The organism is Bradyrhizobium sp. 192 (assembly GCF_023100965.1).
GTDB classification, from domain to species: Bacteria; Pseudomonadota; Alphaproteobacteria; order Rhizobiales; family Xanthobacteraceae; genus Bradyrhizobium; species Bradyrhizobium symbiodeficiens.
In genome coordinates this window covers 1,208,203-1,233,683 of sequence record NZ_CP064690.1, presented here as the reverse complement: position 1 = coordinate 1,233,683, position 25,481 = coordinate 1,208,203, and the positions used below count along the sequence as shown (strand labels likewise).

Here is a 25,481-nt window from a genome sequence, read left to right as displayed (position 1 = left end):
CTTCTAGCTTCCCTTGCTCGCGATGCGCGTGGTGCGGGGAATCGCGACCAATGCGTCATCGGCGACCAGCACCACATCGATGCCGCGCGGAAACAGCGCCTCGTTGACGTGCAGGCGCTCGAACAGATCGAACGGCTTGACCGACGCATTGAGCATCGCGACGCCGTCGATGCCAGGGCCGCGCAGCTCGAAACTGCGGCCTGCGTCGAGGCTGTCGACCTGCAGGATCAATGTGGTGGACCGGTCCGGATATTCGCTGGTGCCGAGCGCGAAGCGTTCGAGTTGCGGCAGCGCACCGCCGTCACTGATCAGCGCAAAACTCGCAATCGAGGAATCCTGCACCACCGGCGCGCCGGTGTGGAATTTCAGCCATTTCACCAATTCCGGGCTCTCCGCCATCCGCGCGTCGAGCCAGAGCGGCGTGTCGTGATCGAACAGCGTCAAAGCGATCGCGGCGGTGCCGCGCATCATCGTATCGGGCGCTCCAGCCATCGGGACAATGCGCTGGACCGAGCCCGGCCGCGCCATCGCGTCCATCACCGAGCGAAAGGTCGATTGCGCCGACAGCACCTTGTCGACGAAACCGGGCGGCAATTCCGCAATCGTGGTCATGATCTCACCCCTCACCGCGCACCATGGTGTAGAAATCAACCTTCGTCGCGGCGGTCTCCGCCGCCGCCTGCTTGCGGCCCGTCATAAGCTGCTCACGCAACGGGGCGATAACGTCCCGCTCCACCGCCGCGCTAAAATCCCGGGACTGCACCAGCGCGTCGCACAGCGCGATCAGCCGCGCCTTCTCGCCGTCGCGCCCGAGCGTGTAGCCGAACCCGACCTCGCCGCTCGCCAGCCGCACCGCCGCGCGCGACACTGTCGCTTCGCCGAGATTGAACGGCGCGCCGTCGCCGCCGACCCTGCCGCGCAGCATGACGAGGCCGTTCTCCGGCGCGCGCAAATCCTGATGGGCCGGCAGGACGAAGTCGCGGAGGCGGGCGGCGATCTCGCCCGCCTCCGCGTGCGCCAGCACGGCCATGGCGGCCTGGCGCTGGGCTTGCTGGTTGTTGTGCTGGGTCACCTGATCCACCGACTTTCCGACCGAACTTGCCGCATCGAAGTTGTCTATGATAATAGACAACTTCATAAGGGAGCGCCATGACTGTTTCGTGACAAAGCTGTGATTTCTGGAGTAGGTTGCCGCGACATGAGCATGCAGGACACCGCCTCCTCGGGCGTCGCGCTATGGCGCCTCGTTGCCGACGGCATCGAGCGCGGCATCGCCGACGGCCGTTTCGCGGCCGGCGACAAATTGCCGGGCGAGATGGAGATCGCCGAAACCTATCGGGTGAACCGCCACACCGTGCGGCGCGCGCTGGCAGCCCTTGCCGAGCGCGGCCTCGTGCGTGCCGAGCGCGGCAGCGGAACCTATGTCGAGGCGCAGAAGCTCGCCTATCCCCTGCGTTCGCGCACCCGATTCTCCGAGATCGTCGGCGCCGGCGGCCGCGAGCCGCGCGGGCAGTTGATCGAGGCGACCGACGATGTCGCGACCCGTGAGCTGGCGCGCGAGCTCGGCTTGAAGACCGGCGCGCCCCTGGTGCGAATCGAGGCGATCAGGCTGGCCGACCGCACGCCGATCTGCGTCTCCACCACCTGGCTGTCGGCGGAATTGTTTCCAGGCGCCGGCGCCGTGTTCGCGGCGACGCGCTCGATGACGAAGCTGCTGGAACATTACGGCGTGCGCGACTATCGCCGCGGCGCGACGAGGATCACGGCCGGCATCGTCGACGCTACCGACGCGGCCCGGCTCGACCTGGCACTCGGACGGCCGATCCTGGTGGTCGACGCGACCGACCATGATCTCGAGGGCAAGCCGCTGATGACCAAGCATTCGCGGTTCGCGGCGGAGCGCGTGGAGTTTTTGGTGGAGAACGGGTGAGCAATCGACCACGCAGGACTCGTAGGGTGGGCAAAGGCGCACTTGCGCCGTGCCCACCATCTCTCCCCGATAGCTGAGTTGACGTGGTGGGCACGCTTCGCTTTGCCCACCCTACGGCAGCTGCAACTAAGCCACCGCCCTGCGCCCAATGATCGCAAAGCGCAGCTTGCCCGAGATGAAATCGATCGCGGCCACCGCGACCAAAATCATCAGGATCAGGAACGACACTTTCTGCCATTCCAGCACGCGGATCTGCTCGGCGAGCTGAAGGCCGATGCCGCCGGCGCCGACGATGCCGATGATGGTGGCCGAGCGGGTGTTGGATTCGATGAAATAGAGCACCTGGCCGGCGATGACGGGCAGCACCTGCGGCAGCAGGCCGAAACGGATCTCGTGCAGCGCGCTGCCGCCGGAAGCGCGGATGCCTTCGACCTGCTTCTGGTCGGCACCCTCGATCGCCTCGGAGAACAGCTTGCCGAAGGCGCCAAAATCCGACACCGCGATGGCGAGCACGCCGGCGAACGGGCCGAGCCCGACGACGTTGATCCACACCAGCGCCCAGATCAGCGTGTCGACGCCGCGGATCGAATCCAGGAAGCGGCGGACCGGGAAACGCAGGATGACCGACGGCACCACGTTGCGCGCGGCAAACAGGCTGACCGGAAGCGCGAACAGCGCAGCCAGCGTGGTGCCGAGCAGCGCAATCGAGAGCGTTTCGCCCATCGCCTTCAGATATAGCGGCAGCGAGGAGCCGGGATCGGGCGGGATCATCATCATGCTGATCCAGCCGAGCTGGCTGAGGCCGTTGAAGAGCCGTGACGGCGAAAAATCGAGGTCGACGAGGCCATAGATGAAAATCGCGAACGCCGCGACGATCATTGCCGGCGTCGCGAGCTGCGCCGCAGCCGGCCGCTCGAACACATCGGGATAGCGCGCGCGCATCTGCGCGGCATCAACTTCGGGCGGCTTGCTCACGTTCGCGCCTCCTTGCCGAACAGTCGGCCGCGCACCCAGCCGGTCGTGATGTCGATCAGGAAGACCGTGACGATGATCGTCACGAGAATGGCACTGACATCGGAGTAGTAGAACTTGCGGATCGCGACGATGAGCTCCTGTCCGATACCGCCGGCACCGACGAAACCCATCACCGAGGCCTCGCGCACATTGATCTCGAAACGCAACAGCGCGTAGCTCACGTAGCCCGCCGAGACCTGGGGCAGGATCGCAAAGCGCATGCAGGAGAGCCAGCTCGCGCCAGTCGATCGGATGCCTTCGACCGGCTTCATGTCGGCATTCTCGACGATCTCGGAAAACAGCTTTCCGAGCGCGCCTGTGGAGTGGATCGCAATCGCGAGCACGCCAGCCATCGGGCCGAGACCAAAGGCGATCACGAAGATCAGCGCGAATACGATGCCCGGCACGGTACGGGCAAACTCGAGCAGCCGCCGCACCACGAAGCGCAGCCAGGGTCCCGGCGAAGTATTCTCGGCCGCGAAGAAATTGAGCGCGAACGCGAACACCGCTCCGATCAGCGTACCGACATAGCTGATCAGCAGGGTCTCGGCGAGCAGCTTCAGCCAATTGTGCCACCCCCAGAACCACTCGCCAAAATTGGTCCAGACCCGCTGGCCGTTGTCGAGCGTGAGAATACGGTCGAAATAGCTGACGAAATTGCCGAAATAGGTGAAGAGGGTGCGCAGGTTAACTTCGGCGCCGATCGAGGCCACGATCAGCGCAGCAACAAACAGCCCTGCACCCGCCGTAAGCCGCAGGCGCTTGCGGGCAACCGCCTTGCGGTAGGCCACATTCAGCACCGCGAGCTGCTGTTCGGGGAGAATCGAAACGGCGAGCGTCATGTGTTGGGCGATCCATCAAGAAAAAGAGCCGGGTCCATCGACCCGGCTCCAGTGCATCGTCCTGACGTGATCAGGACGCCTTCTTGCGCAGATTGTCGACGAACTTAATCAGCTCGATGGTCTTGTTGTAATCGTCATTGGCGATCGGCTCCCACGGCTTGTTCTTGCCGTCGGAGAGCTTCTTGAACGCCTCGGGGTCCTTCTGCGCCGCCTCGAGGAAGGCCTTCTTGATCGCCGCCTTCATGTCGTCCGGGAGGTCGCTGAGGTAGGCGTAGGGCGAGTTGATGATGAGGTCGGACTTCACGATGATGCGGAAGTCTTCCTTCTTCATCACGGTGCCGTCGGCCGACTTCACCATGCCCTTCTTGAGCATGCGGGTCAGGTTGGAATCGTCGTCGGCATTCCACCAATTCGCGGCGACGTCGACCGTGCCCTGGGCCAGGGCCAGCACGGCATTCTCGTGGCTGCCGGTGAAGATGACCTTGGAGAAATAGGCGTCGGGATCGATGCCCATCTGGTTCAGCTTGAAACGCGGCATGTTGTTGCCTGAGGTCGAATTCGGATCGACCAGGCCGAGATTCTTGCCCTTGAGCTCTTCGACCTTCTGGTACGGCGACTTCGCCAGCACGTAGAACACCGAGTAATAGCCCTTCGAGCCGTCGGCGTTGACGTCGATCACAAAGGCGTCGGTTTTGACGCCGGTCAGGCGGGCGCGCGAGAACGAGGCCGGGCCGTAATAGCCGATATGGATGTTGCCGGCGCGCTGGCCCTCGATGACGGCCGCGTAGTCGTTGGCGACACGCAGGGTCACCTTGATGCCGAGCTCCTTCGACAGATAGTTGACGAAAGGCCCGTAGCGCTCGGTGACGCCGGAGCCGTTCTCGGCCGGGATCACGGCGAAGGTGATCTCCGGATATTTCGTCTTCCAGTCTTCGGCGGAAGCGGATCCGGCAAAGGCGAGCGCGGCAGTGCCGGCAAGGACTAGTCTGCGAGTGATCATGGTTCCCTCTTCATCGGTTGGGGTCGGTTGACGCAAAACTGGCAACTAAACAGATGAGGCGCCGCTCAGGCGGCGGCCGCCGTTCCAAGCGCTGGAATGCCCTCGGGCGCCGGTACAGGCGTGCCGCCCATGACGTCTGCGGCTTCGAGATCGTAAAGCTCGCGCGCGACATGATCGGTCAACTCGGCCGGCGCGCCGTCGAACACCACGCGGCCCTGCGCCATGCCGATCAGGCGGTCGCAATAGCTGCGGGCGAGATCGAGCGAATGCAGGTTGCAAAGCACGGTGATGCCGAAATGCTTGTTGATGCGCAGCAGCGCATCCATCACGATCTTGGTGTTGCGCGGATCGAGCGATGCGATCGGCTCGTCGGCGAGGATGATGTCGGGCTGCTGCACCAGCGCACGCGCGATCGCGACGCGCTGCTGTTGGCCGCCGGAGAGCTGGTCGGCGCGCTGGGCCGCGAGCGAGGCGATGTCGAACTGTTCCAGCGCCGACATCGCCAGCGCCTTGTCCTGTTCCGGCCAGAGCTGCGACAGCGAGCGCCAGGCCGGCATCGTCGCAAGTCGTCCCATCAGGACGTTGGTGAGGACATCGAGCCGGCCGACCAGGTTGAACTGCTGGAAGATCATGGCCGAGCGCGCCCGCCACTGCCGCAATTCCTTGCCGCGCAGCGCGGTGACGTCCAGGCCGTGGAACAGGATGCGGCCCTGCGACGGCGTCGCAAGCCGGTTGATCGTCCGTAGCAGGGTCGACTTGCCGGCGCCGGACCGCCCGATCACACCGACGAAGCCACCCGGGGAAACCTCAAACGAAGCGTCGTCGACCGCGGCTTTCGCGCCGAAGCGACACGTCAGACCTTCCACCACCAGCATGCAGGGCTCCAGATTAACTGGGCCCACCGCTAACGCCGGCGCTTGACACTTGTGTGACACCGGCATTGCAGTGCCGCGACCCTGTACACCTCATCCCCTGTCATCGTCATGTCATGACATCGTCATCAAGCCGCTCGAAGAGGAACACCCGCCCTCGCGCCTCGGATGCAACATGGCCGCCAAAATCCTCTCGGTCCAGCCGACCATCGACCCCTCCGCCAAGCTGCACGAGACCAGGCTCGGCGCCTATACCGAGGTCGGCGCGCGCACGATCCTGCACGATGTCGCGATGGGCGATTACTCCTATGTCGTGAACGACGCCCAAATCACCTACACCACCATCGGAAAGTTCTGCTCGATCGCGGCGATGACGCGCATCAATCCCGGCAATCATCCGATGCATCGCGCGACCCAGGCGCATTTCACCTATCGCTCCAGCGCCTATTTCGAAGGCGAGAGCGACGATACGGATTTCTTCGACTGGCGGCGCCAGCATCACGTCCATATCGGCCACGACGTCTGGATCGGCCATGGCGCGATCGTGCTGCCGGGTCGCAACATCGGCACCGGCGCGGTGATCGCGGCCGGCGCCATCGTCACCAAGGACGTGCCGGCCTACACCATCGTCGCCGGCAATCCAGCCCGCATCGTGCGGCGGCGGTTCTCGGAGGAGATCGCCGGACGGCTCGCCAAGCTCGCCTGGTGGGACTGGGATCACGACAAATTGCGCGAAGCGCTGCCCGATTTCCGCAAGCTCGGGATTGAAGATTTTCTTGCGACATACGAAGCACGGACAAGTCCCTCAACCAGCAAACGAAGCGCGGTCGCGTGACAGACATTTTCCTGGAAGGCGGTCGGGCCCTGATCGGCGCCGAACTCGTCGAAACCTCGCTCCTCGTCTCCGGAACGGACATTGCAAAGATTGGTGGCTCTCGTGGCCGGGCGCGGCTGGCGATCGATTCGCGCAACCTGCTGGTGCTGCCCGGCATCGTCGATCTGCATGGCGATGCCTTCGAACGGCAGATGATGCCGCGCGCCGGTGTCGATTTTCCGATCGACGTCGCGCTCGCCGACAGCGACCGCCAGGCGATCAGCAATGGCATCACCACGGTGTTTCACGCCACCACCTGCTCCTGGGAGCCGGGCCTGCGCAGCAGTGACAATGCGCGCGGCCTGATGGAAGCGATCGAGCGCCAGCGCCCGCAATTCGCCGCCGACACCCGCTTCCATCTGCGGCACGAGACCTACAATCTCGACGCCGAGGACGAGATCAGCCTGTGGCTCTCGGAAGGCCGCGTCGACCTGTTCGCCTTCAACGACCATATGGATGGTACGGTCGCCGACATGGCCAAGCCGCGCAAGCGCAACCGCATGGTGGAGCGCACCGGGCTGTCAGCCGAGGCATTCGACCGGCTGGTCGAGCGCGTGGTCTCGCGCGCCCAGGAGGTGCCGGCTTCGGTTGCGCGGCTGGCCGCCGCGGCCCGCGCGGCCGAGGTGCGGATGCTCTCGCACGACGATGCGACGCCGGCGATGCGCCAGGAATTTCGCGAACTCGGCGCCGGCATCGCGGAATTTCCGGTCAACGAGGAGACCGCGCAGGCGGCCGCAAGCCACGGCGATGCCATCGTCTACGGTGCGCCGAACGTCGTGCGCGGCGGCAGCCACACCGGCTGGACCAAGGCCTCCGACATGATCGCCAAGGGGCTCTGCTCGGTGCTGGCGTCGGATTATTATTATCCGGCGCAGCTGCTCGCCGCGTTCCGGCTTGCCGCCGATGGCGTGCTGCCGTTGACCGAGGCCTGGAGCCTGGTCTCGGCCGGGCCGGCGCTCGCCACCGGCCTTGCCGATCGCGGCGTGCTCGCGGAAGGCCGCCGCGCCGACATCCTGCTGGTCGACGACAGCGTGAAGCTGCGGCCGCGGCTGATTGCGGTGATATCAGGCGGAAAGCTCGTGCATCTCACCGATGCGACGCGGCTGCTGAGTACTGTGGCAGCGCCGCGCGAGGCTGTCGTCGCGGCCTAAAGTGGTTATGCTGAGCCGATGACAGGTTTCCCCCGCTACGCTGTCTATTTTGCCGCCGGCAGCGACGCCGCGCTGTCCCGCTTCGGCGCCGAGCTGCTCGGCTATGATGCCTACACCGGCAACGAATTGCCGTTCCCGCATGGTGCGCTGCATGTCGCGCCGGACTGGCGCGACATCAGCGCCGATCCCCGTAAATACGGCTTTCACGCCACGCTGAAGGCGCCGATGGCGCTCGTATCAGGCAGGACCGAAGCGGAGCTGATAGCCGCCTGCACGGTATTCGCCGGCAAGGCGCGGCCGCTTCCCGTGATCCGCCCTGTTGTCGATGCCATCAGCGGCTTCATCGCTGTCATTCCGGCCGAGCCGGTCGATGCGCTCCAGCAGCTCGCCGCAGATTGCGTCCGCGATTTCGATTCGTTTCGCGCCGCACTGTCTGCGGAAGATCGTGCGCGGCGCAGGCCCGAAAAGCTGAGCGAGCGGCAGCGCGACTATCTCGACCGCTGGGGCTACCCCTACCTGATGGAAGAATTCCGCTTCCACATGACGCTGACGGGACGGCTGGACGCGGAGCGGCGCGGGCCGATTTTGGCGATGCTGCGGGAACGGTTTGCAGCGCTGGGGATCGGGACGCTGGCGATCGACCGCATCGCGCTGTTTCGGCAGGATGATGCGAAGGCGCGGTTTCGCATTGTCGGAGAGTGGGTACTGGTGAGTTAGCCGAGATCGCGCGTCATGCTCAGCCTTCATAGGGTGGGCAAAGGCGCAAAGCGCCGTGCCCACCACTCTTCTCGACGGCACACGATTGGTGGGCACGCTTCGCTTTGCCCACCCTACGACTGCGGTGTGTGCAGCCCTACTTCCCCCACCGCAGCGCCAGCGCGTCGCGCTCTTTCGCAAGCTCCAGCAGACCCGCTTTCGTCGCCGGATGCAGCGGCTGGAGTGGATGCCTCACCGCATCCGACTTGATCACGCCGCCGGCCTGCATCATCGCCTTGCAGGCGATCATGCCGCATTGACGGTTCTCGTAATTGATCAGCGGCAGCCAGCGCTCGTAGGCGGCCTTCGCTTTCTCGCGGTCACCGGCGAAATAGGGATCGACGATCTGGCGGATGCCGTCGGGATAGCCGCCGCCGGTCATCGCGCCGGTGGCGCCGGCATCGAGATCAGCCAGCAGCGTGATCGCCTCCTCGCCGTCCCACGGGCCCTCGATGTCCTTGCCGCCCGCCTCGATCAGGCTGCGGAGCTTTGAGGCCGCGCCGGGCACCTCGATCTTGAAATAACGGATGTTAGCGAAGTCGCGCGCCAGCCGCGCCAGCAGATCGACCGACAGCGGCGTGCCCGCGACCGGCGCATCCTGGATCATGATCGGAATGGTGATGGCGCCCGACAGCACCTTGAAGAACTCGACGATGCCCTTCTCAGGAACCCGGAAGGTCGCGCCATGATAGGGCGGCATCACCATCACCATGGCGGCGCCCGCGGCTTCGGCCTGCTTACTGCGCGCGGCGCAGACGGCCGAACTGAAATGCGTAGTGGTGACGATGACGGGAACCCGGCCCGCGACATGCTCCAGCACCGCGTGCATCACGGTTTCCCGCTCCGCATCGGTGAGCACGAACTGTTCGGAGAAATTGGCGAGGATGCAGAGGCCGTTCGAGCCGGCGTCGATCATGAAATCGATGCAGCGGCGCTGGCCCTCGAGGTCGAGCTCGCCGCGCTCGTCGAAGATGGTGGGCGCGACCGGAAATACGCCGCGATAGGGGCGCTGGGCCTTGTCTGGGGTGACCGGCATCGAACTCTCCATCCCTGATATGTCTTGCGTCTGTCGCCGAGCTCACGGCGCGAGGCGGCACAGATGTAGCCGCCGCGCGGACCGGCGGCAATGGCCGCGCCACGCTGGATGAAGAACTGGGAGGAAGGTCACTCGCAGCCATCCTTCGAGACGCCCGCCTACGGCGGGCCCTCAGGATGAGGTCTCTTCTCGTGGCGAGTCATCAGACCCCCGTGGTGAGAGCCCGCTAAACTACGCGGTCTTGACCGCGCCCAGGAAGCCCTCGACCGCGACGCGGAGACGATCGGCGTCGGCCGACATCTTCTTGACGGATTCCGACAACACCGTGCCGGCGCTGCCGGTTTCCTGATTGAGCCTGGCGACGCTGCCGATGGTGTCGGTGACTTCGCGGGTGCCCTGTGCGGCCTGCTGGAAGTTGCGCGAGATCTCGGTGGTGGCCGCGCGCTGCTCCTCGACGGCGGCGGCGATCGCCGTCATCTTCTCGTCGATGCCGCTGATCGAACCGCCGATCGAGCGGATGGCTGCGACCGCCTGACCCGTCGCGCCCTGGATCTCCTCGACCTGGCGCGAGATTTCCTCCGTGGCGGTCGCCGTCTGCGCCGCAAGGCTCTTGACCTCGCCGGCGACCACGGCAAAGCCGCGACCGGCTTCGCCCGCGCGTGCGGCCTCGATGGTAGCGTTCAGTGCGAGAAGATTGGTTTGACCGGCGATGGCGTGAATCATCTTCACGACTTCGCTGATGCGGCCTGCGGTCTGGTCGAGGATCTCGACCGTCGCGTTGGTCCTTTCGGCCTGCGACACCGCCTCGCGCGCTTCGCGGGCGCTGGACTGCACCTGCGCGGAGATCTCGCCGACGGAAGCGGAGAGCTCTTCGGTCGCAGCCGCAATGGTCTCGAGATTGTTGGTGGCCTGTTCGGCGGCGGACGAGACCGCGGAGGTCTGGCTGCTCGATTGCGAGACCAGCGAGCGCACGCCTGTGGCGGTGGCATCGAGCTCCCGCGTCGAGGCCACGACACTCTGGATGACCGCCTGCACGGTGTCGTCAAAACTGCGGCAGGCTTCGTCGACGGTCCCGGAGCGGGCCAGCTGCAAGGCCTGCTGCGATTCGCGCTCCCGGCCCAGGCGCTCGGCCGTCGCCGCGCTCTCGCGCAGGCTTTCAAGTGCCGCAGCCATGGTGCCGAATTCGTCGGGATGCCGGGATTGCGGCACCGGCGTCGCATAGTCGCGCGCGCTGATGCGGGCAATGGCGTCGAGAATGGCGCGAACCGGACGCATCAGGCGATTGCGCACCACGAACACGCCGGCCACCGTCACGGCCAACGCGAGCAGGAACGCGAACGACTGCACGATCAGGTTGATGAGGGCCTTCTGCTGGACGGTCTCAGCACGCGCGATCGACTGGTCGAGGGCCTTGTTGGCGACCGCCACGATCGGCGCGAAGGGCGACTGGCACAGCGCGTTCCATTCCGCGGGGGGCATCGCCGGCTTGCCGCTGCCGTCGAAATTCCCGGTGAGCTCGTTGATCTGCTTGAGGACGCCATCGGTCTTGGCCTTGGCATCCGTCGCTGCCGTCACCAGTTCCGCCGGCGCGTCGGGCGCAGCCAGCAACTCGGCCATGCCTGCCCAGCCGGAGGTGATGGTGCCGTCCCATTGCGCCACCGTCCGCTTCTGGGCGTCGTCGAGCGGCTTGCTGCCGTTGACATTCGAGCGGAGGGACGAGCAATGAATGCCATAGCGATCGCGGACCTGCCAGGCGAAGCGGCGCACCTGAATCATGCGCGCGATATAGGGATCGTTCATCCAGGCACGGTTCGACACCGCGGTGGAGGCGAGGTTCGCGGTGTCGATCACCTTGGTGACGGCATCGTACCAGGAACTGGTCCGCTCGATCTTGCGCTCGGCGCGCGGACGCTTGGCCTCGTCGTAGAACAGCTGAAATTGCGGCGACGCGTCATTCCAGCGCTGCTTCAGCGTATTGGCTAATTCGTCGCGACGCGCGAAGTCCACGGTCGCGAGCGCGGCACTGATGCCTTCGTAGCCGCCCTGCTCGGCCTTCTCGGCGGCGCCGAGCTTGGCACGTGGATCGTCCTCGCCGAGCAGCGCGCTCTGGGCGTCGCCGCGATTGTTGCGCAGCGCGAGCACACCATGGAAGATCGCCTTGTCGGCCGCGGCAAGCCGCTCGGTCTCGAGACTGTCGCTGTAGCGGCCGAACGCCCCCGCCATCTGGAACGCCGTCGAGGCCAGCGCGCCGATGGCCAGCAGGGCCATCAACGTCAGGAGAAGCGAGCTTACCGATTTCTTAAACATTGCCATGGGGTCAAAGGGCCTACTCTGAAAGAGTGGCCACCTTGCACCGCGACATGCCAAAGTTCCGTTAAGGTTTTAATTGAATTGAGTTGATCTCCCCTGCACCCATTCCCGCAGCGGCCGGTCGCCTTCTACGCGACCTTGGTGAAATCGGGCGGACGGCGCTCGGCAAAGGCCGTAAACGCCTCACGCGCCTCGGCGGTGCGCAAACGTTGTGCAAAGTGCTCGCCTTCCGCCTGCATCTGCGCGAGCAACACCTCGCCATTGCGCATCAGCTTCTTGGTCGCCGTGAGCGCACCGGCCGGCTGGCGGGCAAGACGTTGCGCCAGCGCAAGCGCCTCGGCATCGAGCTTGTCGAGCGGCACCACGCGGTTGGCGAGGCCCCATTGCAGCGCGGCCTGCGCCGGCACGGTCTCGCCCAGCGCAAACATTTCGTAGGCGCGGGCGTAGCCGATGCGCGCCGGCATCAGCAGGCTCGACGCGGCCTCCGGCACCAGCGCCAGGCTGACGAAGGGCGTCGACAATTGCGCGTTGTCGGCGAGCACGACCAGGTCGCAATGCAGCAGCATCGTGGTGCCGACGCCGACGGCGCGGCCCTGCACGGCAGCGACCAGCGGCCGGGTGCAGCGGGCCAGCGATTGGATGAAGCGCACGACGTTGCGGCTGCCCTCGGACTTGCCGGCCGCGACCGCGGCGAATTCGCCGACGTCGTTGCCGGCGGTGAACATGTCACCCTCGCCGCGGATCAGGATCACGCGGGCCGACGGATCGAACTCGGCGGATTCGATGCTGTCGGCGAGCTTGCCGTACATCGCATCCGTCAGCGCGTTCTTCTTGTCGGGGCGCGCCAGCGTGAGGGTGAAAATTCCGCCATTGTTCTCGATCCGGACGTGCTCGGTCATGGGTCTCTCCTTCTAGTCGTCTGAACTTCTTGCTTCTGAAGATCTTGGAAACTTGTTCTGAATGCTGGTCAGCCAGCGCGCGACGATGTCGATCTCCGCGGCCGTGAATCCGTCCGTCAGCGCGGCGTTGACCTCTGCAGCACCGGCCTTCGCCTGCGCCAGCGCGGTCAGCCCTTTCGGCGTCAGCCAGATCCGCCAGGCGCGTCCGTCCTCGCGATCGGCCCGCCGCTCGATCAGCTTCGCGGCCTCGGTGCGGTCGACGAGACCGGAAATGCCGGCCGGCCCCAGATCGAGCGCCGCACCCGCCTCGCCCATCAGGACGCCGTCCTGCCTGCCGAGGATGAACAACAGCCCGGCCTGCGCCGGCGTCACCTCGTTCTCCGGCCGCGCCGCCATCCAGCGCTGCAAGCGGCGCTGCGCGACGCTCAGCAGGTAGATCAGCCGATGATGCGGCGCGCCGGTGCCGTTATTTCGCATGCGAAATAGATAGCCGGGCGCGAACTCATTGTCAAACGGCCCACCTCGCTACGGCGCGCAGGAGAAGCTCGCCGCTTCCGCGACCGGTCCCGATTTGTAATGCGGCCAGGCCGGCCAGCGGCACAGCGGCATCGCGCGCAGCGTTGCGAATGAGGGCGCCTCGACCTTCTGCTCGCTGACTTCGAGATCGCCGGGCGCCTTGCCCTTCTCGACCCAGTCGACCAGCACGCTCAGCATGTCGACATTGGCCGGCGCGCCGGAGCCGACATGATCCACGCCGGGCGCGGTGTAGAGCCGCGCGAACTCCGCCGTCTCGGCCTTGCCGAGCTTGCGCTCGACGCTCTCGAAATAGCGGATGCCGGCATAGGGGCTCTGGGCGAAATCGGCCATGTGCTCGAGCATGATCAGACGGCCGCCGCGGGCGCGGAAGCGGCTGAGATCGGGATCGGTCGAGTCCATCAGCTTCGACACTTCGAGCAGCCGCGCCTTGTGCTCCTCCACCTTGTAGGTGGTGACGTCGAGCTTGGGATCGCGCGCAAAGACATATTGAATGCCGCCGGCGCCGTAGATCCAGGCGATGCCGTTGTTGGGCGCAGGCGGCTGCGCCGGCGGCGCGGTGCCGAGCCACCACGCGACCCAGCCGCCGGTCGGGCCGATCGCCGGCGTGTCCTCACCCGACACGCCCCAGCCGGGATAATCGTCGACTCCATTGGCAAGCGCGAACGGGAATTTGTAGGTTCCGTGCAAGGTGTCGATCGCCTTGATCTGCGCATCGGTGAGGCACTGATCGCCGCTCTGGCCAGCCGCGCAGCGCAGCGTCTCGACCTTGAATGCCGCCTTGCAGCCGACGGGGTCCTGCACCAGCGCATCGTCGGAGCCGTCGGCCTTGTCACAGGCCGCCCGCACGGCCTCGCCGACGAGCTTCACCTGCGCCGGATTGATCCAGCCCGCGCCCATGGTCGCAAGTCCCGAACGCGTGCCGGCGTGCTGCAAGCCAACCCAATTGATGACGGGCACGCGGGCGAAGATGCCGTCGAAATCATCGGGGTAGCGCTGCGCCATGGTCAGGCCTTCACGGCCGCCCTCGGATGAACCCATGAAATACATCTTCTCAGGTTTCTTGCCGTAGGCGCGCTCCATCAACCCAACGGCGGCATCGCGCACTTTCTTGTAGGCGCGGTGAGCAAAATTCTCGAAGGCCTCGTCGTTGAGCGCAAAGACTTGTGGCGGCTCGCCCTGCCTGGTCTCGTGGCCGGAGTCGGTGCCGTAAGTGACGAAGCCGCGCACCAGCGGCGACGGCTTGTCGAAGGGATAGGCCGGCGGCAGCCCGAGACCGGTGATCAGCACGCCGTTGAAGCCGCCGCCGCCATATTGCAGCGAACGTCCGTTCCATTCGACGGGAAGGTTGACCTGGAATTTGATCGGCGGCGCCTTGAGGTCGACCGGATCGATGTGACCGAGCACCTTGCAGAAGCCGGGATGGGCCGGCGTGATACGCCCCGACGGCGTCGGCCCGCGTTCGGCGACGGCGATTGGCGATGGTGCCTGCAACGTCGCGGCATCGATCTTCACCGCATCGGCGCCACCGACAAGGCCCTTGCAGACCGTCTCTGCATCCTCCGCCAGAGTGAGCGCCAGGGCGGAATTCGCGCTCAGCGCAGCCGCAGTCCCCACGAGCCATGCGCACAGCTTCGCTCTCGTCAGCGTCATCGTTTCCACCCGGATCCATGTTCTTGTTCAATCAACGAAGGCCGCATTCAATGCGACCTGCTGCCGGCCGTCAACGACGCGCTGCAGCCCTGTCCCGATGGAATCGGAACAGGGCTGCAGTTTGTTGGATTGACGCGCTTTCTTGACGCGAACCGGTATCCACTTCGCTCGAAAACGCTTTAATGCTCGAACACCAGCCGCGCGCCGATCGTGCCGTCGAGGCTGCGGATCTGCTGGAGCAGCGCCGCGGAATCCTGCCCGCCGAGATCGGCATCGAGCACGACATAGCCGAGATCGCCTGATGTCTCCAGATATTGCGCGGCGATGTTGATGTCGCGCTGGAGGAAGACCTCGTTGAGCCGCCGCAGCATGCCCGGCACGTTGCGATGGACATGGCTGAAGCGCGCGCCGGAGGGGCGCAGATGCAGCTGCACTTCGGGGAAATTCACCGCTCCCATGGTCGAGCCCGTGATGAAATAATCGACCAGCTTGCGCGCGACCTCGCCCCCGATGCGCTCCTGCGCCTCCTCGGTCGAGCCGCCGATATGCGGGGTTAGGATGACATTCTCGAGGCCCTGCATCGGGCTCTTGAAGCGATCCGAATTCGACGACGGCTCGACCGGAAAAACGTCGACGGCCGCACCGGCGAGATGACCGTCGCGCAACGCGCGCGCGAGCGCGTCGAGATCGACCACCGTGCCACGGCTGTTGTTGATCAGGAACGAGCCAGGCTTCATCGCCCGGAGCTCCTTCTCGCCGATCATGCCCGCGGTCTCCGGCGTCTCCGGCACGTGCAGGCTGACCACGTCGCTCTGCGCCAAGAGCTCTTCCAGCCTCTCGACCGGTTCGGTGTTGCCGTGGCGGAGCTTGTCGGTGCGGTCGAAATAGATCACGCGCATGCCGATCGCTTCGGCCAGCGTCGAGAGCTGCGAGCCGATATTGCCGTAACCGACGATGCCGAGGGTGCGGCCGCGCACCTCGCGGCTGCCAGTCGCCGATTTGTCCCAGCCGCCGTCATGGGCCGACACCGAGCGCGGAAAGATTCGCCGCAGCAGCATCACGATCTCGCCGATCACGAGCTCGGCGACGCTGCGCGTGTTGGAGAATGGCGCGTTGAAGACGGGAATGCCGCGCTTGCGCGCGGCCATGAGATCGACCTGATTGGTGCCGACGCTGAAGCAGCCGACCGCGAGCAGCTGGTCGGCGGCCTCCAGCACCTCGTCGGTGACCTGGGTGCGCGAGCGGATGCCGAGCAGCGACACGCCCTTGAGCGCACGCCGCAGATCCTCGCCGTCCAGCGCCTTGGTCAGCCGCTCGACATTGGTGAAGCCCGCGCCCTTGAAAAGGTCGACAGCGCTGTCGTTGACGCCTTCGAGCAGCAGCGCCTTGGCACTCCGCTCGGGGCTTTGGCCTGGGGCTGGCATGGTGTCTCCATAGATCATGAGCTTTGCCGCAGCACATAGACCGTGGACGGTGCGCGGCACAATAGGGGGTGGATACGGAGGGAAGATGGCGAGGGCTTGTGCGTTTGGCATCCCACCAGCAGCCCCGTCATTCCGCGCTCGCGACAGCCATTCCGTCATCCTGAGAGACGGTGATGGGTCAGTGCCCAGGCCTTACGCGCGCTTGCCCCGCAACTAAATCACATAGAACCCATGCGTGCCGTCGCGGCGGAGTTGCTCCACGAGTCCATACTCCCAATCGAGATAGGCCTGCATCGCCTTCTCCGCGATGTCGGTACCTTCATAGGGCCGGCGGTAGCGGTGGGCGGGATCGGGCTTGGGCAGCACACGGGGCGGGCCGATCTCCAGCGCGCCGTCATAACCGCCTTCCAGCACATAGACTTCCCAGCCCATCTGCGCCAGCCAGGACGCCGTCATGTCGGCGCGGACGCCTTTGTCGTCGGCTAGCACGATGCGCGCGCCGCGCACGGGCGCGGCCATGTCGGTTTCCTGGACCAGCTGGCCGCCGGGATAGTGACGAAAGCCCGGGAGGTGGCCGGCCGCGTATTCTTCGGCGTCGCGCACGTCGAAGCGATAGAGCGTGCGATCCGTCTGCGCGAGCAGCGCAGCCATCTCGCTTGCGCCGATATGGCGAGCACCGGCGCGATAGGCGACATCGCGCGCATTGACAGGACCGCCCTCGAACGACCCGATCGCACCGCGCCTCTCCGCGCCGTGATCGAGCGTGTGCCGCGCCAGCGTCCAGCCGATGGTGCCGTTGCGGAGCGCGCGCACCTTGTTGGGCACGCCGGCATTGATCAACGACTGGGTGCCGATGATCGAGCGGGTGCGGCCGGCGCAATTGACGATGATGGTGGTGTCAGGATCGGGCGCGGCCCGCCCCGCCCGCAGCACCAGCTCCGCGCCGGGCACGCTGACCGAGCCCGGAATGTTCATGGTGGCATATTCGTCGAAGCGGCGAACGTCGAGGATTGCGATATTCGCCTTGTCGGCGATGAGCTTGGCCACCTCGTCGGCGCTGAGCGAGGGCGTGTGCCGGCGTGACTCGACGAGTTCGCCAAAAGCCTTTGAGTAGGAGTTGACGTCCTCGAAGACCTCAAAGCCCGCGTCGCGCCATGCCTTCAGGCCGCCATCGAGCGCGCTGATATCGGTATAGCCGAGCGCGGCAAGACGCTCCGCGCCGGTCGCGACAAGTCCCTCGCCGTCATCATAGAGAACGATCGGCACGTTCTTGCGCGGCAGCCTCGTCTCGGCCTCGATCGCGATCCGGTCCACGGCCATGTTGGCGGAGAACAGCGGATGCCCCGTCGCGAAGCCGGCCTCATATCTGAGATCGAGCAGCGCGATCTCCTCTCGCAGCAGCAGTGCGCGGCGGATATCGGCGGGAGTGACGGTCGGAAGCTTCATGGCATGGACCTCGAGAAGAGAGCCGTGAGCTTTTGAACCATTGCGGCGGCGTTGGCCAGCGATATTGGAGAACACGAGATACGCGCGGAGGTCAGGCTAATCGCATTCGTATGTGGCGACGACCCGCGAGAAGTCGCGTTGAGCAAGCGCATCGCGATCGATCCAGAAATGAAGCACGCCGCCGATATCCGAGTGCCAGTTGAAAAAGGCAAGATCACCCTGGATTTGAAGCAGCAACATCTCCTCCAGGTGCTCCTCCGTCGCATCCTGCGGCCCGCTGCCATATCCCAGCATCTGATGGATCGCCGTTCTGAAATGGCGGCGCTGCCCATCTTCTGCGGTCGGCGTCGTCCAATGATTTTGCCGCGCGAGATTCGCAACGTAGCTCAAAGGCGCGTCGTCAGGAGCGTCGACATCATGCGTCGCCATGCAGCGGATCGTATGGTTGATGGCATTGCCAAGGTCTCCCGCGATTTCACCCGCATAGGTGCGGACTTGCCCATTCATCTTCTTGTAGGCCTGCACGATGTCGAACCACCAGGACCTGAAGGCTGCCTTCGTGTCCGCATCGACATCGTCCATCGGGGTCAGCGCCCGACAGCGCTCGAGCCACCCGACTGCACCGGCGCGAAGACGCTTCAATTCCACAGCCGCTTCGTCGGTGAGCGGCCTGCCGGAATATCCAAGCGTTAGATCGCGCTGGACATGAGACAATACGGACCGAACCACGCAAGCGACCAGCAGCCAGTTGAAGGGCCAATCCTCGTCCTTCTCGTACTCGGCCACGCTTCGAAATTGAAGCAGATCACTCTCCGGCGGCTCGCCTGGACCCAGCGCCTTACATAGTTCCTTGATCATCAGCTCGCCTCCGACGGCATCCTCGCGGAAATAGAAGTCGCGGAACGGCCGGAAGGACACCGGATATTTGAATTCGACCTTGGAATGAAAATCGAGGTTCGGGTCGAGCCATTTCACCTGGCGGTCACCTTCGTTGCCCGCCAACGGCATCAAATCCGGCGGTGGCGCGCGGTCGGGATACGCATTGCCGTCCGCCGGGCTATACAGGACGCGACAGGGTGGATGTCTCTCGCCAACGAACACAGAGCTACAGAAGAAATAGAGCGTGCCCCGCGTCGGAAGTGGCGACCAGCCGGCACCCGGCACTTCAGCCAGGTCAATCTGGGCCACGAATGTCAGCGCAACTGTCTCTAATGTTTCACAGGCCATGACGACTGCCGTCGGCCAGTCGACATGCGGAGGCAATTTGGGAAGCCCCCCGAAAAAACTTCGCGCCGGGTGAACCAGCGGCACGGGCAGATCACTGCGGCTAACGAGCACCGCAGGCAGCGCCGTCTCTTCAAGTTCGTCTCGTTCAGACATTGCTGGAGAAGTCTCCCACCGACCTGAGCGTGTGGAGAGGATCGAACCATTCCAGAGCGTCCCAGACAAGAGTTTCTTATGCCGCAATGGGACGCCTTGGAGTATCTCGGCTTCGGCTTAAGAGATCGAGCGGCTTTTAAGCCTCTCGGCGGCCGCCTCGTCCGCTCATTCGCCCGGAACGAGCCGTCCGAGCGGCTTCTGCGCCGGACGCCGCAGCCTGCGGCGCGACAGATAGAGCAGGATGCCGGTGACCGAGAACAACGGCATCAGGATCGCGGCCATCATGAAGGCGAGCTTCCCCGGCCACCCCAGGATTTCGCCGCGGTGGATATCGTAGATAGCCGCGATGATTGTCTCGCCGAAAGTCTTGTCGGCATAGCGCTGCGCCGAGACCAGTTTGCCGGTGACGGCATCGATGTGGAATTCATCGCGCGTGGTCTCCAGCAACGAATCCTTGCCCCGCGACCGGATCCGGACCGCCGTGCCCAGCCCCGCCGGCAGCGTCAGCAAGGCCCTGGAGAAGCGATCGCCCTCCTCGTGCTGGAACGTCGTCCATGCCAGATCGAATCCGACTGGCGGCGCCGGCTCGGCGCGGCGGGCCGCACGCGGCAACTTCGCCGGCATCTTCGCCGCGGCAACGTGTGGACGCGCCAGCAGCCATGTGACGCTGTCCTTGTACCATTCGAAGGAGAAGAACAGCCCGGTGAGCGTCATCGTCAGATAGACCGGCAGCACCCATGTGCCGATCACGGTGTGCAGCGACCGATGCAATCCGCGGCCGCTGAGCCCGAGATTCGGCTTCAGCCACATCTTCACGCTGCCGGAGCGGCGCGGCCAGCGCAGCACGAGTCCCGACACCAGCATCGCGATCAGGCCGAGCGCGATCGTGCCGGTGGTCGGACGCCCCCAGCCCTTGCCGTCGCCGGGAATGAGCAGCCAGCGATGCAGCCGGCGCACGGTTGCGAAGAACGCCTCGCCGCGCGGCGAGCCGAGCACGCGGGCGTCATAGGGATCGACATAGAGCGAAGTCGGCCGGCCGCCCTGCTCGTCACGCGCAAAGCGGACGTGGACCGCCGCCGATGGATCGCTCGAGAGCGTGACGGCCGATACTTTGCCGAGGTCCTGGGATGCCTTCAGCCGCGCCACCAACTCGTCCGGCATCAGCATCGGAGTCTGGCGTGACGCCACATGCATGATGCCGGCATTGAGATGATCGACGATCTCATCCTCGAAACTCATGATCGCGCCGGTCAGCGCGATCAGGGACACCAGCAGCGCAAGAACCAGGCCCGCGATGGAATGGACCTGGAACAGGACCGCCTTAATGGTGTGTCCCAGCCGCGCGGCCATGGCTAGAACTTCACCGTGGCCGACAGCGAGACGCGCCGCGCATCGCCGATGGCGACGTTGAGATTGTTGACGGCGGAGGGATAGTAGACGGTGTCGAACAGGTTCTTGACGTTGAATTGGTAGATCACCGGCGTGTTCTGGTATCTCGTCTCGTAGGTCGCAAAGATGTCGGCGACCACATAGGACGGCAAGAAGAAGTTGTTGGTGGAATCACCGGGACGGTCGCCGACGTAACGAGCGCCGCCGCCGAGCCGGAGCTGACCGGGCAATGCCGTGCCGAAGTCGTAGACCAGATAGAGCGAGGCGGTGTTCAGGGCCACGTTCTGAAGCTTCCTGCCGAGTAATGTCGGATCCTCGGACGCCGTCACGCGAGCATCCGTGTAGCCATAGCTGCCGATCAAGGCCCAATTGTCGGTCAGCCTGCCGGTGACGTCCAGCTCGACGCCGCGCGAGCGCGCACGGCCAACGGTGTGAAGCTCCACGATGCCCGCACTGTTCGTCTTCGTCGTCTGGACGTTCTTCTTGTCGAGGTCGTAGAGCGCCAGCGTCCCGGAGATGCGCTTGATCAGATCGAACTTCACGCCGGTCTCGTACGACACGCCCTCTTCCGGCGCGACGTTGGAATCGATCACGACGCCGATCGGCGCAATGGTCGAGTTCGGCTTCAGCGATTGGGTATAGCTCGCATAGAGCGAAACCTGATCCGTGAGCTTGAAGATGGCGCCGCCAAGCGGGAGCACCTTGTCCTGCGACACGTTGGTGTTGGTGACGAAGGGCTTTCCGCGCCCCGCGATCTGGTCGTAGTCCATGTAACGCACGCCGCCGACCAGCGCGAGCCGGTCGGTCAGATGCAGCGTGTCCTGGACGAACAGCGACCACTGGCCGAGCTTGTCGGTCTGGGCGCTGTCGCTGTTGGACACCGTCGTACCGGGCCCGATCAGGCCATAGACCGGATTGTAGATGTTGATGGCGGGTGTCGCCTGCCGGATCAGACTGTCTCGATAGATGGTGCGGTACTGACCGTCGCCGCCGAACACCAGTTCGTTGCGCATGTTGCCGAGCCAGAAGCCGCCCGAGATGTAGGACGTTCCGTAGCTGACATTGCTGAGCGAGCCCCGCGTGCCGTCGTTGCTGCGCGTCTCGTTGCCGGTCGTGAAGTTGATGCCGGTGATGCGGAGCTGGTTGGCGCTGAAGGTTTCGGTGTTGTAGCTGTAGCCGGCGTAGAGCTTCCAATCCTGGTTGAAGCGGTGCTCGACCGAGGCCTGAATCAGGTCCGACGTACCCCATGTGTTGTTGAAGGGCTCATCCAGCCGGCGCGTGGCCGGCACCGCGAGCGGCGCCTTGGTCACCGGGTTGAACGCCGTGCCGCGATCGAACGGGTAGATGAACTCGCGGTGTTCGTAGTTGAGCTGGACCGTGGTGTCCTGGCCGTACCAGGCCAGCGACGGCGCGATCAGCATCTCGCGGTGCCGGCCGAAATTGCGCCAATAGTCCTCGCTGACGCCGTAGCCGATGAAGCGATAGGCGAGGCCCTGGTCGCCGATCGGACCGGTGACGTCGAGCAGGCCGTCGGCGCCGGTCTTTGAGGCGCTGAAGGCCGAGCCGAGCAGCGTGACCGAGCCGTGCTGGTAGAGCTCCGGCCGCTTGCTGATGGTGTTGACGATGCCGCCGGGGTCCATGATGCCGTAGAGCAACGAGGCCGGTCCCTTCAGCACCTCGACGCTCTCGACCGCGGGATTGAAGCTGCGTCCCTGCACCAGCGGCATGCCGTTGCGCATGATCGAGCCGTCGCGATTGTCGCCGAAACCGCGCCGGATCACGGCGTCCTGGCTGCCGGCAAGCGTGTTGGTCTGGGTGACGCCGGAGACGTTGACGAGCGCATCGTCGATGTTGCGCGGGAGCTGGTCCTTCAGCACCTGCTCAGGCACGACGTTGACGGCCTGCGACGTATCAAGGGGCGAGGCACCGCTGCGCAGCGTCGTCGCACTCGGCATCGCGCGGTAACCGAGCTTGGCGGCCTGCTGCGCGGCGGCTTCCGCGGCCGCGCGCTCCGAGAGCGTTGGCGGCGTGGGGGCAGGATTGCGGGCGGCTTGGCGGCGAGCGGCCTGCATGCGGCGTGACGATTGCTCCGATGCGCGTGCTGGCCTGGACCGCTGCGCCGGGGCCTCCACCGTCACCGGCGGCAGCGCCGACTGCGCCTGTGCGCTCGTCGTGTGGAACGAAAATTCGGTGAGCAGCACGACTACACCGACGAGAAGACCTGCACGGCTCCCGCCGGCACGATGACGATGGCTGCCGATACGCAGGCCATCCACGGAGGCACGCACTTTCAATCCACTTCACGTCAGGACATCGAAGTGTGCGCGTGTAACAGCCGGCGAGATCGAGGAGAACCGTAGCCGAGCTTGAATCGCTCTAGTGTGGAACCGTTCTAAGAACAGACCGACATTGAACGGCAATCTCTAATTGGCGGCGCGCCAGCGGCGACACGCAGCGCGCGAATCGCGGCGGCGTGTCGCGATGTTGTGCAGTCTCACGCGATGGCAGGAGCCATCAACTCGTCGAGCTTGCGCTTGAACGCGGAGCCGTCCGACAATGCGCGGAGCGGCGGGCGCACGCGCAACCACGTGGGGTCGCCGGTCTGCGCCGCGATGATGGCCTTCAGGGTCGCGAGGAACGACGGCGTCTTCAGCACGATGTCGGCCGCAGCCTGCATGCGCGGTTCGACATCCTTGCCATCGATCATCGCCTTGACCAGCTCCGGCGCGATGTTGGCCATGCCGCAGATGGTGCCGGCGCCACCGGCGGCGATCGCGCGGGCGATGTCGGTTTCGTTCCCGACGGTGATGGCCAGATCGGGAGCCGCGGCACGGAACGCCTGGAACTGCTTGAAGTCGCCGCTGGAATCTTTCAGGCCCGCGATCACCTTGCCGTAGCGCTTGCGCAGGTTCACGGCGACGCCGGTTGGGATCGCAACGCCCGATATCTGCGGGATGTGATAGAGATAGGCGCGCAGCCGATCGTCGGCGACGCCGTCGATGATCGCGGCAAAGGCATCCTCGATGCCTTCAGGTGTGACGCTGCGATCGAAGTAAGGCGGCAGCACCAGCACGTGACGCAGGCCGAGACCGAGCGCGGCGCGCGAGAGTGCGATGCCGTCGGTAATGGCGGGGAAGCCGCCGCCGACGCCGATGCGTTCCGGCGCGACACCAGCCTCGAGCACGGCTTCGATGGTCGCAATGCGCTCGGTCACATTGAACGAGGTGCCTTCGCCGGTGGTGCCGAACAGCACGACGCCGTCGACACCCTTGCCGAAGAGCTGCTTGGCGTGAGCCGCGAGCTTGGCGAAATCCACGCTGCCGTCGGCCGTCAGCGGCGTCGCTGATGCGACCCAGAACCCGCGAATTGCCTCAGTCATCTCACCACCCTCCAAGCTGCTATCTCGGACCAAGCCCCTGATTCCCAATGGAACTCAAAGGGCTTCCCAAGCCTTGTTTTTGCTTTACTTTCGGTCTTGTACCTTACATACAAGAAAGAGGCAAATCCTTTTCCCCGTCACGGCGCGCATGGGCGCAGCCAGATTTAGGGAGGTCTCGCATGAACATGGTGACCCCGATGAAGCGGCCCGACCAATTGCTCGGCGCCCTGCGCGACAAGCTTGGCGCAGCCGCCGTCCTGATCGGCACCGACGTGCCCGCCCGCAATTGCAACGACTGGAGCGCGAGCCTGCCGCAGACCCCGCTTGCGGTGATCCGCCCGGTCGATGCGCAGGGCGTGGCCGATGCGATTGCGACCTGCCGGCAGGCGCATCTGCCGTTCGTGCCGCAGGGCGGGCTGACCGGGCTGTGCCGTGGCGCATCGCCGGAAGCCGGCTGGGTCGCGATCTCGCTGGAGCGCATGAGCGGCATCGAGGAGATCGACCGCGCCTCGATGACGATGACGGTGAAATCCGGCACGCCGCTGGAGACGATTCAGAAGGCCGCGGACGAGGTCGGCTTCTTCTTTCCGCTCGATCTCGGGTCGCGCGGCTCCTGCGCCATCGGCGGCAATCTCTCGACCAATGCCGGCGGCAACCGCGTGATCCGCTACGGCATGACGCGCGAGCTGGTGCTCGGTCTCGAAGTCGTGCTGCCGGACGGCACCATCATCACGAGCCTCAACAAGCTGATGAAGAACAATGCCGGCTACGATCTGAAGCATCTGTTCATCGGCTCGGAAGGCACGCTCGGCATCATCACCCGCGTCGTGCTGAAGCTGTTTCCGAAGCCGCGCTCGACTATGGCCGCGCTCTGCGCGCTGAAGGACTACGCCGCGGTGATCGCGCTGCTGGAGGCGGCGCGCAGCGGACTCGGACCGCTGCTGTCGGCGTTCGAGGTGATGTGGCCGGACTATTGGGAGGTGATCACGGCTCGCGCCGGCGTCAAGCCGCCGGTCGCCGCAGGTCACGGCCTTTACGTGCTGGTCGAGGCGCAGGGCACCGACGAGAGTCTGGACGCGCCGCGATTCCAGGTCTGGCTCGAAGAGCTGATGGGGCGCGGGCTGCTGGCCGACGCCGCGGTGGCGCAATCGCTGGCGCAGACGCAGAGCTTCTGGCGCGTGCGCGACATCTGCGCCGAGTTCGGCCAGGTGCTGGGGCCGCACATCTCCTACGACATCGGCCTTGCGGTGGCGCGGATGGACGAATTCGTCACGCGCTGCAAGGCGGCGCTGGCCTCCGGCATCAAAGGCTGCGAGAGCGTCTATTACGGCCATATCGGCGATGGCAATCTGCACCTGGTCTCCTGGGTCACCGGTCTCTCCGTCGAGCAGCAGCCGAAGGAAGAGATGGACACCATCATCTACGGTCTCGTCCGCGAGCTCGGCGGCAGCATCTCGGCCGAGCACGGCATCGGCACGCTTAAGAAGAGGTGGCTGGGCCATGCCAGGAGCGAGGCCGAGATCGCGCTGATGCGGACGCTGAAAGCCGCGCTCGATCCCGACAATCTGCTCAATCCCGGCAAGGTGGTCTGA

At 65.2% G+C, this 25,481-nt stretch carries 22 protein-coding genes; 5 read left to right on the top strand and 17 right to left on the bottom strand.

Annotated elements, in window-relative coordinates; genetic code table 11:
• Nucleotides 1-3: 3 nt before the first annotated feature.
• On the bottom strand, nt 4-612 hold the full coding sequence (phnH, locus tag IVB24_RS05795; protein WP_247772336.1) for a phosphonate C-P lyase system protein PhnH: 609 nt from the start codon (nt 610-612) through the stop codon (nt 4-6).
• A 4-nt stretch (nt 613-616) separates the two neighbouring features.
• Nucleotides 617-1,081, bottom strand: coding sequence for a phosphonate C-P lyase system protein PhnG (phnG, locus tag IVB24_RS05790; protein WP_247772335.1), 465 nt, complete (start codon nt 1,079-1,081; stop codon nt 617-619).
• Between the two features lie 117 nt (nt 1,082-1,198).
• On the opposite strand from phnG, the gene phnF reads away from it, so the two are divergent.
• Complete coding sequence (gene phnF / locus IVB24_RS05785) at nt 1,199-1,930, top strand: phosphonate metabolism transcriptional regulator PhnF (RefSeq protein ID WP_247772334.1); 732 nt, start codon at nt 1,199-1,201, stop codon at nt 1,928-1,930.
• Nucleotides 1,931-2,056: 126 nt separating this feature from the next.
• Here the strand turns inward: phnF and phnE (IVB24_RS05780) are convergent, their stop codons facing one another.
• From phnE (IVB24_RS05780) to phnC, 4 genes are all read right to left on the bottom strand, one after another.
• Nucleotides 2,057-2,905 (bottom strand): phosphonate ABC transporter, permease protein PhnE, encoded by an 849-nt coding sequence (phnE, locus tag IVB24_RS05780; protein WP_247772332.1) that lies wholly within the window; start codon nt 2,903-2,905, stop codon nt 2,057-2,059.
• A complete protein-coding gene (gene phnE / locus IVB24_RS05775; RefSeq protein WP_140481418.1) occupies nt 2,902-3,786 on the bottom strand; it encodes a phosphonate ABC transporter, permease protein PhnE in 885 nt (294 codons plus the stop codon). The genes phnE (IVB24_RS05780) and phnE (IVB24_RS05775) overlap by 4 nt, the downstream gene beginning before the upstream one ends.
• 70 nt (nt 3,787-3,856) lie before the next feature.
• Complete coding sequence (gene phnD, locus IVB24_RS05770; protein ID WP_094976496.1) at nt 3,857-4,786, bottom strand: phosphonate ABC transporter substrate-binding protein; 930 nt, start codon at nt 4,784-4,786, stop codon at nt 3,857-3,859.
• 65 nt (nt 4,787-4,851) lie between these two features.
• On the bottom strand, nt 4,852-5,661 hold the full coding sequence (gene phnC, locus IVB24_RS05765) for a phosphonate ABC transporter ATP-binding protein (RefSeq protein WP_247772330.1): 810 nt from the start codon (nt 5,659-5,661) through the stop codon (nt 4,852-4,854).
• Between the two features lie 172 nt (nt 5,662-5,833).
• Between phnC and IVB24_RS05760 the strand changes: the two genes are divergently transcribed.
• Genes IVB24_RS05760 through IVB24_RS05750 form a run of 3 tightly spaced genes read left to right on the top strand, consistent with a single transcriptional unit; the run spans nt 5,834 to nt 8,400 of the window.
• On the top strand, nt 5,834-6,493 hold the full coding sequence (locus IVB24_RS05760; RefSeq protein ID WP_247772329.1) for a chloramphenicol acetyltransferase: 660 nt from the start codon (nt 5,834-5,836) through the stop codon (nt 6,491-6,493).
• Complete coding sequence (locus IVB24_RS05755) at nt 6,490-7,683, top strand: alpha-D-ribose 1-methylphosphonate 5-triphosphate diphosphatase (RefSeq protein ID WP_247772328.1); 1,194 nt, start codon at nt 6,490-6,492, stop codon at nt 7,681-7,683. The genes IVB24_RS05760 and IVB24_RS05755 overlap by 4 nt, the downstream gene beginning before the upstream one ends.
• A gap of 18 nt (nt 7,684-7,701) precedes the next feature.
• The gene (locus IVB24_RS05750; protein WP_247772327.1) at nt 7,702-8,400 is read left to right on the top strand and encodes a DUF1045 domain-containing protein; all 699 of its coding nucleotides are present in this window, start codon (nt 7,702-7,704) and stop codon (nt 8,398-8,400) included.
• Between the two features lie 136 nt (nt 8,401-8,536).
• Here IVB24_RS05750 and IVB24_RS05745 read toward each other — a convergent pair whose 3' ends face one another.
• The 11 genes from IVB24_RS05745 to IVB24_RS05695 form a co-directional block, all read right to left on the bottom strand.
• Complete coding sequence (locus IVB24_RS05745; protein ID WP_247772325.1) at nt 8,537-9,475, bottom strand: dihydrodipicolinate synthase family protein; 939 nt, start codon at nt 9,473-9,475, stop codon at nt 8,537-8,539.
• 231 nt (nt 9,476-9,706) lie between these two features.
• Nucleotides 9,707-11,788 carry a methyl-accepting chemotaxis protein gene (locus IVB24_RS05740; RefSeq protein ID WP_247772324.1) on the bottom strand — a complete coding sequence of 694 codons (2,082 nt, stop codon included), beginning with the start codon at nt 11,786-11,788 and terminating at the stop codon, nt 9,707-9,709.
• A gap of 125 nt (nt 11,789-11,913) precedes the next feature.
• Complete coding sequence (locus IVB24_RS05735; protein WP_247772323.1) at nt 11,914-12,684, bottom strand: enoyl-CoA hydratase; 771 nt, start codon at nt 12,682-12,684, stop codon at nt 11,914-11,916.
• Nucleotides 12,685-12,696: 12 nt separating this feature from the next.
• On the bottom strand, nt 12,697-13,161 hold the full coding sequence (locus IVB24_RS05730; RefSeq protein WP_247772321.1) for a MarR family winged helix-turn-helix transcriptional regulator: 465 nt from the start codon (nt 13,159-13,161) through the stop codon (nt 12,697-12,699).
• Between the two features lie 48 nt (nt 13,162-13,209).
• Nucleotides 13,210-14,871, bottom strand: coding sequence for a tannase/feruloyl esterase family alpha/beta hydrolase (locus IVB24_RS05725; protein WP_247772320.1), 1,662 nt, complete (start codon nt 14,869-14,871; stop codon nt 13,210-13,212).
• A 179-nt stretch (nt 14,872-15,050) separates the two neighbouring features.
• On the bottom strand, nt 15,051-16,295 hold the full coding sequence (serA, locus tag IVB24_RS05720; RefSeq protein WP_247772319.1) for a phosphoglycerate dehydrogenase: 1,245 nt from the start codon (nt 16,293-16,295) through the stop codon (nt 15,051-15,053).
• 213 nt (nt 16,296-16,508) lie between these two features.
• Nucleotides 16,509-17,741, bottom strand: coding sequence for a rhodanese-like domain-containing protein (locus IVB24_RS05715; protein WP_247772318.1), 1,233 nt, complete (start codon nt 17,739-17,741; stop codon nt 16,509-16,511).
• A 96-nt stretch (nt 17,742-17,837) separates the two neighbouring features.
• Nucleotides 17,838-19,121: a DUF1963 domain-containing protein gene (locus IVB24_RS05710; protein ID WP_247772317.1), complete on the bottom strand. Its 1,284-nt coding sequence runs from the start codon at nt 19,119-19,121 to the stop codon at nt 17,838-17,840.
• 165 nt (nt 19,122-19,286) lie between these two features.
• Nucleotides 19,287-20,471 (bottom strand): PepSY-associated TM helix domain-containing protein, encoded by a 1,185-nt coding sequence (locus IVB24_RS05705; RefSeq protein ID WP_247772316.1) that lies wholly within the window; start codon nt 20,469-20,471, stop codon nt 19,287-19,289.
• A 2-nt stretch (nt 20,472-20,473) separates the two neighbouring features.
• Nucleotides 20,474-22,798 (bottom strand): TonB-dependent siderophore receptor, encoded by a 2,325-nt coding sequence (locus IVB24_RS05700; RefSeq protein WP_247772314.1) that lies wholly within the window; start codon nt 22,796-22,798, stop codon nt 20,474-20,476.
• A gap of 206 nt (nt 22,799-23,004) precedes the next feature.
• Nucleotides 23,005-23,889, bottom strand: coding sequence for a dihydrodipicolinate synthase family protein (locus IVB24_RS05695; RefSeq protein ID WP_247772312.1), 885 nt, complete (start codon nt 23,887-23,889; stop codon nt 23,005-23,007).
• A gap of 179 nt (nt 23,890-24,068) precedes the next feature.
• On the opposite strand from IVB24_RS05695, the gene IVB24_RS05690 reads away from it, so the two are divergent.
• A complete protein-coding gene (locus tag IVB24_RS05690; protein WP_247772311.1) occupies nt 24,069-25,481 on the top strand; it encodes an FAD-binding oxidoreductase in 1,413 nt (470 codons plus the stop codon).